The 14,856-nt window shown below is 67.6% G+C and carries 16 protein-coding genes; 6 read left to right on the top strand and 10 right to left on the bottom strand.

Going from position 1 to position 14,856, the window contains the following annotated elements:
• Positions 1-130: 130 nt before the first annotated feature.
• Complete coding sequence (gene gph / locus RTX79_RS17790; RefSeq protein WP_312685145.1) at positions 131-802, bottom strand: phosphoglycolate phosphatase; 672 nt, start codon at positions 800-802, stop codon at positions 131-133.
• Positions 803-874: 72 nt separating this feature from the next.
• Positions 875-1,777: a LysR family transcriptional regulator gene (locus RTX79_RS17785; protein WP_312685143.1), complete on the bottom strand. Its 903-nt coding sequence runs from the start codon at positions 1,775-1,777 to the stop codon at positions 875-877.
• Between the two features lie 99 nt (positions 1,778-1,876).
• On the opposite strand from RTX79_RS17785, the gene RTX79_RS17780 reads away from it, so the two are divergent.
• Entirely contained in the window at positions 1,877-2,515 is a 639-nt protein-coding gene (locus tag RTX79_RS17780; protein WP_312685141.1) for an NAD(P)-dependent oxidoreductase, read from the top strand.
• Between the two features lie 34 nt (positions 2,516-2,549).
• On the opposite strand, the gene dinB is transcribed toward RTX79_RS17780, so the two are convergent.
• Positions 2,550-3,635: a DNA polymerase IV gene (gene dinB / locus RTX79_RS17775; protein WP_312685139.1), complete on the bottom strand. Its 1,086-nt coding sequence runs from the start codon at positions 3,633-3,635 to the stop codon at positions 2,550-2,552.
• Between the two features lie 193 nt (positions 3,636-3,828).
• On the opposite strand from dinB, the gene fabA reads away from it, so the two are divergent.
• The gene (gene fabA / locus RTX79_RS17770; RefSeq protein WP_042614942.1) at positions 3,829-4,344 is read left to right on the top strand and encodes a 3-hydroxyacyl-[acyl-carrier-protein] dehydratase FabA; all 516 of its coding nucleotides are present in this window, start codon (positions 3,829-3,831) and stop codon (positions 4,342-4,344) included.
• Positions 4,344-5,552, top strand: a complete 1,209-nt coding sequence (fabB, locus tag RTX79_RS17765; RefSeq protein WP_057507902.1) for a beta-ketoacyl-ACP synthase I — start codon at positions 4,344-4,346, stop codon at positions 5,550-5,552. The genes fabA and fabB overlap by 1 nt, the downstream gene beginning before the upstream one ends.
• Positions 5,553-5,628: 76 nt before the next feature.
• On the opposite strand, the gene RTX79_RS17760 is transcribed toward fabB, so the two are convergent.
• The 3 genes from RTX79_RS17760 to RTX79_RS17750 are packed head-to-tail and all read right to left on the bottom strand — an operon-like array spanning position 5,629 to position 8,062.
• Positions 5,629-6,309, bottom strand: a complete 681-nt coding sequence (locus RTX79_RS17760; protein ID WP_312685135.1) for an HAD family hydrolase — start codon at positions 6,307-6,309, stop codon at positions 5,629-5,631.
• Positions 6,306-7,007, bottom strand: a complete 702-nt coding sequence (locus RTX79_RS17755) for a pseudouridine synthase (protein WP_312685134.1) — start codon at positions 7,005-7,007, stop codon at positions 6,306-6,308. Before RTX79_RS17755 ends, RTX79_RS17760 begins: the two co-directional genes overlap by 4 nt.
• Positions 7,004-8,062, bottom strand: coding sequence for a class I SAM-dependent methyltransferase (locus RTX79_RS17750; protein WP_312685133.1), 1,059 nt, complete (start codon positions 8,060-8,062; stop codon positions 7,004-7,006). The genes RTX79_RS17755 and RTX79_RS17750 overlap by 4 nt, the downstream gene beginning before the upstream one ends.
• A gap of 163 nt (positions 8,063-8,225) precedes the next feature.
• Between RTX79_RS17750 and RTX79_RS17745 the strand changes: the two genes are divergently transcribed.
• Entirely contained in the window at positions 8,226-8,489 is a 264-nt protein-coding gene (locus tag RTX79_RS17745; RefSeq protein ID WP_057507898.1) for a hypothetical protein, read from the top strand.
• Positions 8,490-8,534: 45 nt separating this feature from the next.
• On the opposite strand, the gene RTX79_RS17740 is transcribed toward RTX79_RS17745, so the two are convergent.
• Positions 8,535-10,475, bottom strand: a complete 1,941-nt coding sequence (locus tag RTX79_RS17740) for a hybrid sensor histidine kinase/response regulator (RefSeq protein WP_345784386.1) — start codon at positions 10,473-10,475, stop codon at positions 8,535-8,537.
• Between the two features lie 291 nt (positions 10,476-10,766).
• Between RTX79_RS17740 and RTX79_RS17735 the strand changes: the two genes are divergently transcribed.
• Positions 10,767-11,339 carry a DUF3016 domain-containing protein gene (locus RTX79_RS17735; protein ID WP_057507896.1) on the top strand — a complete coding sequence of 191 codons (573 nt, stop codon included), beginning with the start codon at positions 10,767-10,769 and terminating at the stop codon, positions 11,337-11,339.
• 81 nt (positions 11,340-11,420) lie between these two features.
• Here RTX79_RS17735 and alr read toward each other — a convergent pair whose 3' ends face one another.
• Positions 11,421-12,497 carry an alanine racemase gene (alr, locus tag RTX79_RS17730; RefSeq protein WP_312685130.1) on the bottom strand — a complete coding sequence of 359 codons (1,077 nt, stop codon included), beginning with the start codon at positions 12,495-12,497 and terminating at the stop codon, positions 11,421-11,423.
• On the bottom strand, positions 12,497-13,783 hold the full coding sequence (locus RTX79_RS17725; protein ID WP_057507894.1) for a D-amino acid dehydrogenase: 1,287 nt from the start codon (positions 13,781-13,783) through the stop codon (positions 12,497-12,499). The genes alr and RTX79_RS17725 overlap by 1 nt, the downstream gene beginning before the upstream one ends.
• Before the next feature lie 149 nt (positions 13,784-13,932).
• On the opposite strand from RTX79_RS17725, the gene RTX79_RS17720 reads away from it, so the two are divergent.
• Complete coding sequence (locus RTX79_RS17720; RefSeq protein WP_057507893.1) at positions 13,933-14,412, top strand: winged helix-turn-helix transcriptional regulator; 480 nt, start codon at positions 13,933-13,935, stop codon at positions 14,410-14,412.
• Between the two features lie 77 nt (positions 14,413-14,489).
• On the opposite strand, the gene RTX79_RS17715 is transcribed toward RTX79_RS17720, so the two are convergent.
• On the bottom strand, positions 14,490-14,636 hold the full coding sequence (locus RTX79_RS17715) for a hypothetical protein (RefSeq protein ID WP_170184003.1): 147 nt from the start codon (positions 14,634-14,636) through the stop codon (positions 14,490-14,492).
• Between the last annotated feature and the right edge of the window lie 220 nt (positions 14,637-14,856).

The raw sequence follows: 14,856 nt of genomic DNA, 5'->3' as shown, positions 1-14,856 counted from the left end.
GGAGGCGGTCAGCCATCACAGGTAGCGCCGAAGGCAGCGGCAGGAGCCGCTGCCAACGTCGCTTGCGACGGCCCGCAGGGGGCCGGTCAGGACGATCGGCATACCCATGGTCGGCGAGCGCAGCGGGCCCTCAGCAGACGCGCAGGCCCGGCAAACTGGGCAGGTCATCGACCACCGCCACCGCCTCGTTGTGCTGAAGGTCCAGCCCGCGCGGATAGCCGTAACGCACCAGCGCCACCGGCATGCCGGCATCCAGCGCGGCGCGGTAGTCGGTCAACGAATCCCCCACCATCAGGCAGTCGCCGGGCGCGAAACCAAAGTGCCCGGCGATATGCCGCAGCGGCTCGCCGCTGGGCTTGCGCTGCGGCAGCGAATCCCCGCCCAGCACCAGCGCGAAGCGCTGCCCGATACCCAGGTGGTCCAGCAGCGGCTGTACCAGGTCGCTCGGCTTGTTGGTGCAGATCGCCAGCGGCACACCACGATCCTGCAGTTGCGCCAGCGCCTCGGCGACGCCGTCGAACAGGCGCGGGCTGCGCAGCAGGCACTCGCGGTAGTGCACCATGAAGCCCGGCATCACCTGCTCCAGGTCGATCGTACTGCCCGCCGCGGTGAAGGCCTGTTCCACCAGCCGCCGCACCCCGTCACCGATCCAGGTCAGCACGGTGGCTTCCGGCACCCGCGCCAACTGCCAGTCTTCCAGCGTGCGGTTCAACGCTTCGGCGATGTCGCCGGCACTGTCCACCAGCGTGCCATCCAGGTCGAATATCACCAGCGGATACGGATACGTCGCTACGTCGCTCACAGGCCTGCCATGTCATGCGGGGGAGCCTGCAGTGTAACGGCCGCCCGCGGCCGCTTTATTGACCGGCGCTGGCTAGCAGTACGCGGCAAACGCCGGACTGGAGAACCGCTCCACCAGGAAGTCGACGAAGCTGCGCAGCAACGTCGACTGCTGCCTGCGCGAAGCGTAGACCGCATGCAGGCCCATTTCTTCCAGCGTGTAATCGGCAAGCAGCGCGACCAGCTCACCGCTGGCCAGCAACGGATTGACCTGGTACGCCGGCAGCATCGCGATGCCGCTCCCGCGACGCACTGCTTCCAGCAGCAGCGATGAATCGTTGGCGCTGATGTTGCCGCCCACGCTGACCGCCACCTCGCGCCCATCGCGCTGCAGGCGCCACACCCCCTTGCCGACATAATGGTGGGTCAGGCAGTTGTGCGTGGCCAGCTGTTCGGCGCTGTGCGGGGTGCCGTGCTGTTCCAGGTAGGCCGGCGCGGCGCACAGCACCGAACGGCAATTGGCCAGCCGACGCGCGATCAACGCCGGATCGATCTGCCGCGAAATGCGAACCGCCAGATCAATCCGCTCTTCCACCAGGTTGACGATGCGGTCCACCATCAGCAGTTCGATCCGTGCCTGCGTGTAGCGCTGCACGTAGTCTGCGACCGCGGGGGCAAGGTGCAGCTGGCCGAACGAGACACTGGCGGTCACCCGCAGTACGCCGTGCGGCTCGGGATCCTGGCTGGCCAGCTCGTCTTCCAGTTCCTGGCGCACGCCACGCATCTGCTGGAAGCGCATCAACGCGGTTTCACCCGGGCCGGTCAGCCCGACCCGGCGCGTGGTCCGGTGCAGCAGGCGCGCGCCCAGCCACTGCTCCAGCGCGGCCAGGTAGCGGGTGACCATCGGCCGTGACATGTCCAACGCGTCCGCAGCCGCCGTCAGGCTGCCGCGCTCGGCGACTTCGATGAACACATCGATGGCGGTCAAACGGTCCAATTGCTCGATCCATGCAACAAACATGTCCGTTATACGCTGTTTTTCGATCATCTGGCGGCGCCTACAGTGGCCGCTCACCCCCAACACGGAACGCCCCCCATGAAGATCGCCCTCGTCGGTGCCACCGGCAACATCGGCCGCCAGATCGCCCGCCATGCCCTGGCCCGCGGCCACCAGGTCACCGCCATCGTGCGCAGTGAGAAGGAGCTGCCGGCCGAGCTGGACGGCGCGACGCTGGCCATCGCGGCGCTGGACGACAGTGCCGCGATGGCCGCCGTCATCGCCGGCCACGACGTGCTGGCCAGTGCCTACGGCCCGCGTCCGGGCGATGACATCGGCCAGATCGCCGTGGTCGCCGGGCAACTGCTGCAGGCCGCGCGCCAGGCCGGCGTGCCGCGGTTGGTCGTGGTCGGCGGCGCCGGCAGCCTGGAAGTCGCACCGGGCGTGCAGCTGGTCGATACCCCGGACTTCCCCGCCGCCTACAAGCCCTACGCCCTGGCCGCACGTGAAGCGCTGAAGCAGCTGCAGGCCGTGCAGGACATCGACTGGACGTTCTTCTCGCCGGCTGCGGAAATCGGCCCGGGCGAAGAACGCGGCCAGTACCGCGTGCAGGCCCGGACCTTCCTTGCCGATGCCGAGGGACACAGCCGCATCAGCTACGCCGACTACGGCGCCGCCTTCGTCCAGGAGCTGGAAACCCACGCCCACCCGCACCAGATCATCACCGCCGCGTACTGAACCCAAAAAAGGGGACGGAGGGAATTAATTTCACTTAATTCCCTCCGTCCCCTTTTTGGAACAGGTCGCCCTGGAGGACGGGTTCGCGCTCGCGGAATCCGCCCAGGCCGACCCCGACCAGCCGGTACAGCGTGTCCGGCGGCAGCTCCACGCGCTCGCGCAGGGCCAGCGCAATATCGCGCAGTTCCTCCATCGATTCCGGTGCCCGCTCCGGCGTGTAGCTGCGGGTCAGGATGCGGAACTGCGAGGTCTTCAGTTTCAGCACCACCGTGTGCCCGGTGCGGTCGGTCCTGCGGGTGGCGTTCCAGGTTTTTTCCGCCAGCTGGGTGATCGCCGGAGCCAGTGCATCCAGCGGGACATCCTCGGCGAAGGTGTCTTCGGAGGAAATCGACTGTACCGGCTGGTCCGGTTCCACCGGCCGCTCATCGATGCCGCGGGCGCGGTTGTACAGGCTGCGGCCGAAGCTGCCGAAGGCTTCTTCCAGCGCTGCCAGCGACCAGCTGCGCAGGTCACCGCAGGTCACGATGCCGCGTGCCGCCAGCTTGCCTTCCATCACCTTGCCCACGCCCGGCACTTTCTTCACAGGCAGCGGCAGCAGGAACGCGTCCATGCGCTGCGGGGTCACCACGAACTGGCCATCGGGCTTGCGCCAGTCCGATGCGATCTTGGCCAGGAACTTGTTCGGCGCGATGCCCGCCGAGGCAGTCAGCGACGTCTCCTCGCGGATCTGCGCGCGGATCTCGCTTGCGATGTCGGTCGCCAACGCGATCCCGGATTTCGGCACGGTGACATCCAGGTAGGCTTCATCCAGCGACAACGGCTCCACCAGGTCGGTATGGCGCAGGAAGATCTCGCGCACCTGCCGCGAAACGGCCTTGTAGCGCGCGAAGTCCGGCGGCACGAACACCGCATCCGGGCACAGCCGCTCGGCACGCAGCGCCGGCATCGCCGACCGTATGCCGAACACCCGCGCTTCGTAGGACGCCGCACACACCACCGAACGCGCGCCACGCCACGCCACCACCACCGGCCGGCCGCGCAGTGACGGATCGTCGCGCTGCTCCACCGACGCGTAGAAGGCGTCCATGTCAACGTGGATGATCTTGCGCATAGTGCTCATGATGGGTGTTGGAAAGGCATTCGACCTTGGTGGGCCACACGCCGAAGTATGGTCGTTGCACATCAACAGGATGCGCGTTTTCAGCGATAAACACTACGCGGGCGTACGGTGGAAATGTTTGATCGGGACGTGTGCTGTCATGCATCCTCGGGCGCTTGATCATCCGTTCTTCGCTTCCAGGATCGTGCTTTCCATGACTCGTCTCCACGCGTTCGACCGCGACCAGCTGCTGGCCAGCGCCCGCGGTGAACTGTTCGGCGCAAGCGCCGGGCGCCTGCCCAACGACCCGATGCTGATGTTCGACCGCATCACCGACATCCGCGACGACGCCGGTCCGCATGGCAAGGGCATGGTACGCGCCGAACTGGATATCCGCCCGGACCTGTGGTTCTTCAACTGCCATTTCATCGGCGATCCGGTGATGCCCGGCTGCCTGGGCCTGGATGCGATGTGGCAGCTCACCGGTTTCTTCCTGACCTGGCTGGGCGCACCCGGCCGCGGCCGCGCGCTCGGCTGTGGCGATGTGAAGTTCACCGGCCAGGTGCTGCCGGACGCAAAGCTGGTCAGCTATGAAATCGACATCACCCGCGTCATCAACCGCAAGCTGGTGATGGCCCAGGCCGACGCCCGCATGCTGGTGGATGGCCGCGAAATCTACGTCGCCAAGGATCTGCGCGTGGGTCTTTTCACCTCCACCGAGAACTTCTGATGCGTCGCGTCGTCATTACTGGAATGGGCATCACCTCGTGCCTGGGCAACGACCTGGATACGGTGTCGGCCAACCTGCGCGCCGGCAAGGCCGGCATCACCTACCTGGCCGACCACGCCGAAGCCGGGCTGCGCAGCCAGGTCGGCGGCCGCGTCGACCTGGACCTGGATGCCCAGATCGACCGCAAGCTGAAGCGTTTCATGAGCGATGCTTCGGCGTTCGCCTACATCGCCGCCCGCGATGCCATCGCCGATGCCGGGCTGACGCCGGAACAGGTGAGCAACCCGCGTACCGGCCTGATCGCCGGTTCCGGTGGTGGCTCCAGCGAATGGCAGGTGGAAGCGGCCGACATCCTGCGCAGCCGCGGCGTGCGCAAGGTCGGCCCGTACATGGTGCCGCGCACGATGTGCAGCACGGTCTCTGCCTGCCTGGCCACCGCCTACCAGATCAAGGGCCTGAGCTATTCGCTGTCCGCGGCCTGCGCCACCTCGGCGCATTGCATCGGTGCGGCGGCCGACCTGATCCGCCACGGCGCGCAGGACATCATGCTGGCCGGTGGCGGTGAAGACCTGCACTGGTCGATGAGCGTGATGTTCGATGCGATGGGCGCGCTGTCGACCAGCTTCAACGAGACCCCGGCCACCGCCTCGCGTCCGTACGACAAGGACCGCGACGGCTTCGTCATCGCCGGTGGTGGCGGCATGCTGGTGCTGGAAGACTACGACCACGCCATCGCGCGCGGAGCCACCATCCACGCCGAGCTGATCGGCTATGGCGTGACCTCCGACGGTGCCGACATGGTCGCGCCGTCCGGTGAGGGCGCGGTGCGCTGCATGAAGATGGCGATGGAGAAGGTGGACCGTCCGCTGGACTACCTCAACACCCATGGCACCTCCACGCCGCTGGGCGATGTGACCGAACTGGGCGCGATCCGCGAAGTGTTCGGAGAGTCGATCCCGCCGCTGTCGTCGACCAAGGCGCTGTCGGGCCATTCGCTCGGCGCTGCCAGCGTGCACGAAGCGATCTACTGCCTGCTGATGATGCGCGATGGCTTCATCGCCGGTTCGGCCAACATCACCGAACTGGACCCGAAGGTGGAAGGCTTCCCGATCGTGCGCGAAAGCCGCGAACAGAAGCTGGACACGGTGATGTCCAACAGCTTCGGTTTCGGCGGCACCAACGCGGCGCTGGTGTTCGGCCGGCTCTGAACCGTCATCTCCGCCGCTGCGCTCGCCATCCGAAGACCGGGAGTGACGGCCGCTGGCCGTCATCCCCGCCGCGGCGTCAGCCCAGCAGCGGCGCCAACAACGCGCGCACGTCGTGCAGCGAATCGACGATGCGATGGCCCAGCGCACGCACCGCCGCATCCGGGTGCAGCAGGTCCGGCACCTGGATGGCGGTCATGCCCGCGGCCAGGGCGGCGCGCGTCCCCGTTGGCGAATCCTCCAGCGCCAGGCAGCGCGCGGGATCTTTGCCCAGCCGTTGTGCGGCCAGCAGGTAGATCTCCGGCGCCGGTTTGGGGTGCTGCACGTCGCTGCTGGTCACCACCGCGTCGAAGTAGTCCAGCAGGCCACTGGCCGCCAGCTTGCGGCTGGCACGCGGCTGCCGCGTCGACGTAGCCACCGCGCGCGGAACCTCGTGCTGCTTCAGCAGCTCCAGCAGTTCCAGGATGCCCGGCCGCAACGGCAGACCGTCCTGGGTGCGCGCATCGTACAGCGCATGGCAGCGCGCCAGCAGCGCATCTATGTGGGCACGGTCGTCGATGTGACGCTGCAACAGTTCCAGGCAGTCACGCTCGCCCAGGCCCACCATGTGCAGGAAGAACCCTTCCGGCAGCGCGATGCCCAGCGCCACCGACGCCTCGCTCCAGCAGGCGATCGACACGCGTTCGCTGTCGATCATCAGCCCGTCCATGTCGAAGATCACCGCATCCGGGCGGAACGGCAAGGCAGGGATCGTGCTCACGGTGCGAACAGGGTCTCCAGGTCGGCAGCCGCCAGTTGCCGCCATTCGCCTTCTTCCAGACCGTCCAGCCCCAAGCCACCCACGCGGCTGCGATGCAGGGCCTGCACATGGTTGCCGGTGGCCGCGAACATGCGGCGCACCTGGTGGTAGCGGCCTTCGTGCAGCACCAGGCGCGCAGTGCGCGATCCCTGCACGTCCAGCTCGGCCGGCATCAGCGGCGTTTTCTCCGATTCCAGCATCAAGGTGCCGCTGGCGAACAGCGCCACCTCGTCACCGCGCAGGTCCTCGGCCAGCTCCACGTCGTACACCTTGGGCAGCTTGGACTTCGGCGAGATGATCCGGTGCAGCAGGCCACCGTCGTCGGTCATCAGCAGCAAGCCGCTGGTATCGCGGTCCAGTCGGCCCACCGTCGACAGCACCGGATCGCGGTCGCGGAAGCGCGACGGCAGCAGGTCGTAGACCAGCCGTCCCTTGTCCTTGATCGAACAGGTCACCCCGCGCGGCTTGAACAGCGCGATGGTCAGCCCGACCGGCGGATCCAGCGGGTCGCCGTCGACGCGGATCGCGTCGTGCGCCACCTGGTCGTCGGCATACAGCACCTCACCGTCGGTGTCGGTGATGCGTCCTTCGCGGAACATCCACTGCACCTGCTTGCGGCTGCCGTAGCCCAGGTTGGCGATCAGCTTGACCAGCTTCACCGGCTGCCTCCGCGCACCGCCTCGATCAGCTTGAAGCCATCGCGTTCGGCCAGCACCCGCACCGTGCCGAAGCTGTCGTTGAGCACGTTTTCATACGGCAGGTGGCGGTTGGCCACCACGAACAGGCGGCCACCGCGCTTGAGTGCCTGCGCCGCCACCGCGATGAAGCGCTGGCCGATGTCCGGGCGGTTCTCCCGCGACGGCGTGTGGAACGGTGGATTGCTGATGATCACGTCGTAGCCGGGTTCGATCCCGGCGGTCACGTCCTGCCACAGGAACTGCAGCGGCAGCGCACGCGGCGGCGCGGCCAGGTTGACCCGCGCCAGGTCCAGCGCGCGGCCTTCTGCCTCGTACAGGTCCAGCGCGGTGATCTTCGGGCAGCGCTCCAGCAGCTCGCGTGACAGGTAGCCGTAGCCAGCGCCAAGGTCGGCGGCACGTCCTGCCAGGTCGGCCGGCAGGTTTTCCGCCAGCAGCACCGATGCCGGATCGGTACGGTCCCAGGCGAACACGCCCGGACGGCTGGTGAAGCGGCCGCCGAGGATGCTGCGCGGCGCGTCCAGGCGTGCCCAGCGGCTGGCCAGTTCGACATCGTGCTGGCCCTGTGCCGGCGCGCTCCAGTACACCCGGCAGTGGTTCTTGGTCAGGCTGCCACCCAGGCCGGTCAGCTGCTTGAAGTCGCCCTCGCCGGAGCGTGCGCCTTCATCGTTGTGCTGGCAGGCGACGATGGTGCCACCCGGTGCCACCAGCTGCAGCGCGCGGGCGAACAGCGCACGGGCTTCGTCGCGCTGGCGCGGCGGCAGCACCAGCACCAAGCCGAAGCGGCCGGCCTGGTCGGCGCCCAGCTCGGACGACACCACCATCCCGGTCGACTCCAGCGCCTTGGCAAACGGGGCGAAGCTCTGCTCGCAGACCACTTCGCGGCCCTGCGCCTGTTCGCGCAGCGGCCAGCCGTCACGCGCGCGCAGGAAGGCGACCGGGCCTTCCGGCCAGCGCAGCAGGCCTTGGGAGAGCGGCAGGAACAGGGTCTGCAGGGGAGCGTCGTCGCGGGCGGCCATCGGGCACGTAAGCCTTGGAATCTTCAGGGGGCGTCCATTGTACCGGCTCGGCGCCACCGCCCCCGTGCGCGACCGTTTTGCGAAAACCGAACATCCCCTTGATGCCGCCCGAACGTCCCAGCGGTCAGGGTAAGGGTACCCATCCCAGCTCTGGAGATACCGAATGCGTGCCTTGTTCGTCGGTGGCGTGGTCGACAACAGCGAAATGGATCTGGAGGGTAACCAGCCCCCCGTGCACTATCCCGAAGACACCGGCGGCGGCCACTCCCGGTACCGGCTGCATCAGGTCGGCAAGACCAGCGATGGCACGGTGGCCTATGCGGTTTACGGGGCGCCGGACATCACCGATGAGGAGGTCAGCCGGGTTGCCGACGAACGCGCCTACGCGCGCCGTTTCGAGGCCGAAGCGTCGCTGTTCGAACACTGAAGGTTGCGTGGGCCGGGCAATCCCCGGCTCACCGCCACCGCCCGATCAGTGCAGGGCGGTGCGTTCGCCGGTGGCCTGCACGTGGCGTACCGCAGCCACCAGCTGGGCCACCGAATAGGGCTTGGCCACGTGTTCCTGGAAGCCCGATGCCAGCGCGCGACGCCGGTCATCGGCCCGTGCCAGCGCGGTCACCGCCACGGCCGGCAGCGCATCGGCGTCCACGCCCATGTCCTCGCGCAGCGTGCGGATCAGCCCATAGCCGTCCATTCCCGGCATGCCGATATCGGTCAGCAGCACATCGAAGCGCTCGTGCCGGTTTTCATCCAGCAGCGCCAGCGCTTCGCCAGCGGAGGAGGCCGAGGTGACCGCTGCCCCCTGCTCTTCCAGCATGCGACGCAGGTATTCAAGTACTTCCACCTGGTCTTCCACGGCCAGCAGGTGCAGGCCGCGCAGCGGATAGGGTTCGACGATCCGTTCGATGATCGGGCCGCCGCTGATCACTTCCCGCAGCGGACGCGATCCCTGGTCGGGCGAGTAGCGCGGCAGGCGCACGGTGAAGGTGGCGCCGTGGCCATGGCCTTCGCTCGCCGCAGCCACGGTGCCGCCATGCAGCTCGACCAGCTGCTGCACGATGGCCAGTCCCAGTCCCAGCCCGCCATGGCGGCGCGTGGTGGTGCCATCGGCCTGGCGGAAGCGGCCGAACAGGTGGTTGAGGAACTCCGGCGCGATGCCGTCGCCGCTGTCCTGCACCGTCACCTGCCACCCTTCGGGCAGGTCCTCCAGGCGCAACGTCACCGCACCTTCGGCCGGGGTGAACTTGATCGCATTGGACAGCAGGTTCCACAACACCTGCTGCATGCGGGTGGCATCGCCCAGCACCAGGCAGGGCCGGTCCGGCACGTCCACGGTCACGTCCAGCGCCTTGCCTTCGGCGACCAGTTCCTGCGCGCCCATTGCCTGGCGCAGCTGCTCGCCCAGGTCCAGCACTTCCACTTCCAGCTGCACCTTGCCCAGCAGCATGCTGCTCAGGTCCAGCATGTCCGAGATCAGGCGCTTCTGCGCATTGGCACTGCTGGCGATCACGCCCAGCCCCTTGCGCAGCGGGCTGTCCGCTTCCACCCGCTGCAGCAGCAGTTCGCTCCAGCCCAGGATGGTGGTCAGCGGCGTGCGCAGCTCGTGCGACAGCGTGGCCAGGAATTCGTCTTTCAGCCGCGCAGTATTTTCCGCCGCCCCGCGCGCGGTGCGCTCGGACTGCAGCAGTTCTTCGCGCGCCAGTTCGATGTCGCGGCGTTCGGTCACGTCCGGGCTGCTGCCGGCCAGGCCGACGAAGTGGCCATTGCGCGAGAAACGCGGCCGTGCGTTCATCTCCAGCCAGCGCCATTCGCCGTCCGCGCGGCGTGCACGCACCAGGGCGTTCATCGAACGCTGCGCACTCAGCGCGCCACGCAGTTCGTACTCGAACACCGATGCATCATCGGGATGCACCAGCCCGCGCCAGACATCTTCAGGCACGCGGTTTTCATCACCGCCGAAGAACTCGGTAAAGGCGCTGTTGACGAAGCGCGAGTGACCCTGCTCATCCAGCACCCAGACCGGCATCGGCAGACCGTCGGCCAAGGCACTGAAGCGTGCCTCGCTTTCGCCCAGCTCGCCTTCCATCCGCTTGCGTGCGCTGACGTCGAAGAACAGCACCGCGACCGTGTCATCGCCGGCGGCGCCCACCCGCACGGCATCCACCGAATAGGCGCGGCCCAGCGCCTTGGCCTCCAGTTCGAACTGGGTCGCCTCACCGGTGCGCGCGACGTGGCCGTAGATGGTGAACCAATCCTTTTCGTGGTTGGGTTCCAGCTCACTCATCCGCCGCCCGACCGGATCCACCAGCCCGGTGTGCCGTTCGAAGGCGGGATTCACCTCCAGGAACAGGTAGTCCATCGGGCGATCCTGCTCGTCGAACAGGACTTTGATCACGCAGAACCCCGCATGCATGCGCTCCAGCGCGTGCTGGTACAGGCTTCCGCCGCCTGCGGCGGCATGTGCGGGCAGGGCTTCCAGGGTCGAATTCACAGGGGACAAGGGCTTGGGCCGCCGGGTAGCAATGACCACAGCATGGTCCAGACTGCGTATTCGCAGCGTCAAGCGCCGTGCGTCATGCAAAGCGTGATGAACTGCCCGTAAGCATCTGCCCGGCCATGACGCGGTGCCGCTTGTCCGCAGGCCCGGGCGGGACCACACTGCAGTCCACACCTACAGCGCCGCCCTGCGGTGCGGGAGCCTGCAATGCGCCGCCTTTCCACCCGCAGCCTGCTGCTGGCAGGCCTGCTCGCCACGGCCAGCGTGACCGCGCTCGCCGCCCCGCGCACCGTCACCGATCCGCAGGCGCCGCGTGCGCTGGAAGCCGCCGGCCCGGTCAGCGTGAAGTGGAACGACCCCAAGACCTTCACCGAACTGCGCAACAGCACCAACCGCTTCGAAGCCGAGCGCGGCAACTGGGTCTACCAGTTGGCCGAATACGCGCGCAGATCAGCCGAAAAGACCCTGCAGCCGGGGCAGACGCTGGACATCACCTTCGTCGACATCAAGCGCGCGGGCGACTTCGAACCGTGGCACGGCCCGCGCGCCAGCGACATCCGGATCATGCGCGACATCTACCCGCCGCGCATCACCCTGCAGTACGCCCTGAAAGGCGCGGACGGGCAGGTACTGGACCAGGGCGAAGCCGCGTTGCGCGACTCCGGCTTCCTGCATGGCAGCACCGGCATGCAGAGCAGCAGTGACCCGCTGCGCTACGAAAAGAAGCTGATCGACGACTGGGTGCGCCGCGACCTGGCCAAGCGGATCGCCGCGAACTGATCAACGCAGGCACGCTGCGGTGGGTGACTACCCTGCCCCCGGCACTGGTGCGTGACGATCACGCGTCGTCACGCTTTTCCCTCACCCTTCCACATACTCCCGGCGCACCCGCTTCACCGCGCACGGCAGCTGGTAGGCACTGACCCCGCAGCGCGGCGCCAGCTCGGCCAGGCTCAGTGCCTGCCCGCCCCACAACTGCACCTCGCTGCCCACGCCTGCCTGGGCGTGCGCGGTCAGGTCGACGGTCAGCATGTCCATCGACACCCGGCCGATCAGCGCGCCCGGCTGGCCATCGATCACCACCGGCGTGCCATTGGGTGCGAACTGCGGGTAGCCGTCTGCATAGCCCATCGCCACCACGCCCACGCGGGTACGCTGGCTGGCCACGAAGCGTGCTCCGTAACCGACCGGCTCGCCTGCTTCGATCCAGCGCTCGGCGATCACCTTCGAACGCATGTTCATCACCGGACGCAGGCGCGTGGTCACCGTTGAATCGACCGCCAACGGGTTGGCGCCGTACAGCATCAGGCCCGGACGCACCCAGTCACTGCGCACATCCGGCCAGCCCAGCAGCGCCGGTGAATTGCAGATGCTGGTTTCGCCGGCCAGCCCGGCCGTGGCCGTTGCAAACACGGCCGCCTGTTCGTGGGTGCGTTCGCTGTCCAGTTCATCGGCACGCGCCAGGTGGGTCATCATCACGATGCGACCGACCTGCGGCAGCGCGGACAGGCGTGCATGCGCGGCGCGGAAGGCATCCACGTCCAGCCCAAGCCGGTGCATGCCACTGTCCAGCTTCAGCCATACCGTCAGCGCCAGCGGACTGTCGAAGGCGGCCAGCGCCTCGACCTGCCACGGCGATCCGACGGCGGTCCACAGCCCGTGTTCGGCAATCAGCGGCAGTTCGCTGGCGTCGAAGAAACCTTCCAGCAGCAGGATCGGGGCCGAAATACCGGCCGCACGCAGTTCCAGCGCTTCTTCGATGGTCGCCACCGCGAAGCCATCGGCTTCCGCTTCAAGCGCCTGCGCACAGCGCACCGCACCGTGGCCGTAGGCATCGGCCTTGACCACCGCCAGCGCCTTGCCGCCGCCCAATTCGCGCGCCAGGCGGTAGTTGCCGCGCAGCGCATCCAGGTCGATCAACGCACGTGCAGGGCGCATCAGCGACGCTCCGCGTGCGCGGCGACGGCGCCTTTGCCGCCGTAACGGAAAATGTCCAGGCCTTCGGTGCTGATCTGCGGCTGGCGCGCGCTCATCAGGTCGGCCAGGTAACGGCCGGACCCGCACGCCATGGTCCAGCCCAGGGTGCCGTGGCCGGTGTTGAGAAACAGGTTGCGCAACGGCGTGGCGCCGATCACCGGCGTACCATCCGGCGTTGCCGGGCGCAGTCCGGTCCAGAACTCGGCGCGCGACAGATCGCCGCCCTTCGGGTACAGGTCACGCACCACCCGCTCCAGCGTCTGCCGGCGCCGCGCCGACAGGGACAGGTCGAAGCCGGCCACTTCGGCCATGCCACCGACCCGGATGCGGTTGTCGAAGCGGGTGACAGCGACCTTGTAACTCTCGTCCAGGATGGTGGACGTCGGTGCCATCGCCGGATCGGTGATCGGCAGGGTCAGCGAGTAGCCCTTGAGCGGGTATACCGGCAGGTCCAGCCCCAACGGCGCCACCAACGCGGGCGAGTAGCTGCCCAGCGCCACCACGTAGTGATCGGCGGTTTCCAGCTTGCCGTCCACGCGCACGCCGGTGATGCGGTCGCCCTCGCGCTCGACCCCGGCGATGTCCACGTCGTAGCGGAATTCCACGCCGGCCTCGGCCGCCATCGCGGCCAGGCGCCGGGTGAACAACTGGCAGTCACCGGTCTGGTCGCGCGGCAGGCGCAGCGCGCCGACCAAGCCATCCACGTGGGCCAGCGCCGGTTCGGCGGCCACGATGCCGGCACGGTCCAGCACCTCGTACGGCACGCCGTACTGCGCCAGCACTTCGATGTCCTGCGCCGAGGCATCCAGCTGCTGCTGGGTGCGGAACAGCTGGGTGGTGCCCAGGTCGCGCCCCTCGTAGTCGATGCCGGTCTCGGCGCGCAGCTGGTTCAGGCAGTCCCGGCTGTATTCGGACATGCGGACCATGCGCGCCTTGTTGATCGCATAGCGTTCCTGGGTGCAGTTGCGCAGCATCTGCCACAGCCAGCGGTACTGGGCCAGGTCCATGCCCGGGCGGATTGCCAGCGGCGCATGCTTCTCGAACAGCCAGCCGATCGCCTTCTTCGGCACGCCTGGCGCCGCCCACGGCGAGGTGTAGCCGAACGACAGCTGGCCGGCATTGGCGAAGCTGGTCTCCAGCGCCGGTCCCGGCTGGCGGTCGAGGACGGTGACTTCGAAACCGGCCTGGCGCAGGTACCAGGCACTGGTGGTGCCGATGACGCCGCTGCCGAGGATGAGAACGCGCATGAGACCTCTCCAACCCGATCAATTCCCTGCGCAGGAGCACGCCGGGACCATAATCGGAGAAGTATAGTCAGGCCGATCCAGCGAATTTGCGCGTTTTATGAAAGCGGAGCAGCATATTTCCCTGAAAACCACCTGCACAGGGCGATACCGTGGCCACCCGCACCCGCGAACTGGACAAAATTGACAGGAAAATCCTAAGGATCCTGCAGGCCGAAGGGCGTATTTCCTTTACCGAGCTGGGCGAACGCGTCGGCCTGTCGACCACGCCGTGCACCGAGCGGGTGCGCCGGCTGGAACGCGAAGGGGTGGTCACCGGCTACCACGCCCACCTGGATCCCACTGCACTGAAGGCCAGCCTGCTGGTGTTCGTGGAAATCAGCCTGGCCTACAAGTCCGGCGACATCTTCGAAGAGTTCCGCCGCGCCGCGCTGAAGCTGCCCAACGTGCTGGAATGCCACCTCGTCTCGGGTGATTTCGACTACCTGCTGAAGGCGCGCATCAGTGAGATGGCCTCCTACCGCAAGCTGCTGGGCAGCACGCTGCTGACCCTGCCGCACGTGCGCGAGTCCAAGAGCTACATCGTGATGGAAGAGGTCAAAGAGACCTGGAGCCTGCCGATCCCGGACTGAGCGATCTGGCTGCGGTATGCCGGATACAGGAATGCCGGCCTTTCGGCCGGCATTCGCAGGGATTCCCACGCGTTGGCTCAGCGCTGCTGCTTGCTGCCCTGCTGCGGGTCCGGCTGCTTGCCGGGCTTTTTCTGATCGGGCTGCTGTTGCTGTTGCTGCTGCTGGCGGCCCTGCTGCGGTTTGTCCTGCTGCTTGCCCATGTCGTCTTTGTTCTGGGTGCCCATGATCGTACTCGCGGCTTGTAAGGAGGCGCCTTGGCCGGCGCAGGTCCACCATCGCGCCCAGCGGGTTACTGGATGGCGAAGCGTGCGTGATGCTGCGTGTTGATCGTGCTGACTGCGGGGGTCGAACGGGTGGAACCCCCTCGCGGGTGGGCTTTGATGCAGCTGGAGCTGGGGGTGGGTCGGGCGGGGAGGCTGTGCGGGGCACGCGCAAGTACGTCCC

Origin of the sequence: Stenotrophomonas chelatiphaga (assembly GCF_032054965.1) — a bacterium.
Lineage (GTDB): Bacteria > Pseudomonadota > Gammaproteobacteria > Xanthomonadales > Xanthomonadaceae > Stenotrophomonas > Stenotrophomonas chelatiphaga.
This window is presented reverse-complemented; position numbering and strand designations above follow the sequence as displayed.

Bases quoted from the DNA above. Each gene is read 5' to 3' on its own strand.
- fabB (WP_057507902.1), top strand. From the start codon at position 4,344: ATGCGTCGCGTCGTCATTACTGGAATGGGCATCACCTCGTGCCTGGGC.
- dinB (WP_312685139.1), bottom strand. From the start codon at position 3,635: ATGAGCACTATGCGCAAGATCATCCACGTTGACATGGACGCCTTCTAC.
- RTX79_RS17740 (WP_345784386.1), bottom strand. From the start codon at position 10,475: ATGCATGCGGGGTTCTGCGTGATCAAAGTCCTGTTCGACGAGCAGGAT.
- alr (WP_312685130.1), bottom strand. From the start codon at position 12,497: ATGCGCCCTGCACGTGCGTTGATCGACCTGGATGCGCTGCGCGGCAAC.
- RTX79_RS17715 (WP_170184003.1), bottom strand. From the start codon at position 14,636: ATGGGCACCCAGAACAAAGACGACATGGGCAAGCAGCAGGACAAACCG.
- RTX79_RS17735 (WP_057507896.1), top strand. From the start codon at position 10,767: ATGCGCCGCCTTTCCACCCGCAGCCTGCTGCTGGCAGGCCTGCTCGCC.
- RTX79_RS17780 (WP_312685141.1), top strand. From the start codon at position 1,877: ATGAAGATCGCCCTCGTCGGTGCCACCGGCAACATCGGCCGCCAGATC.
- RTX79_RS17745 (WP_057507898.1), top strand. From the start codon at position 8,226: ATGCGTGCCTTGTTCGTCGGTGGCGTGGTCGACAACAGCGAAATGGAT.
- RTX79_RS17750 (WP_312685133.1), bottom strand. From the start codon at position 8,062: ATGGCCGCCCGCGACGACGCTCCCCTGCAGACCCTGTTCCTGCCGCTC.
- fabA (WP_042614942.1), top strand. From the start codon at position 3,829: ATGACTCGTCTCCACGCGTTCGACCGCGACCAGCTGCTGGCCAGCGCC.
- RTX79_RS17725 (WP_057507894.1), bottom strand. From the start codon at position 13,783: ATGCGCGTTCTCATCCTCGGCAGCGGCGTCATCGGCACCACCAGTGCC.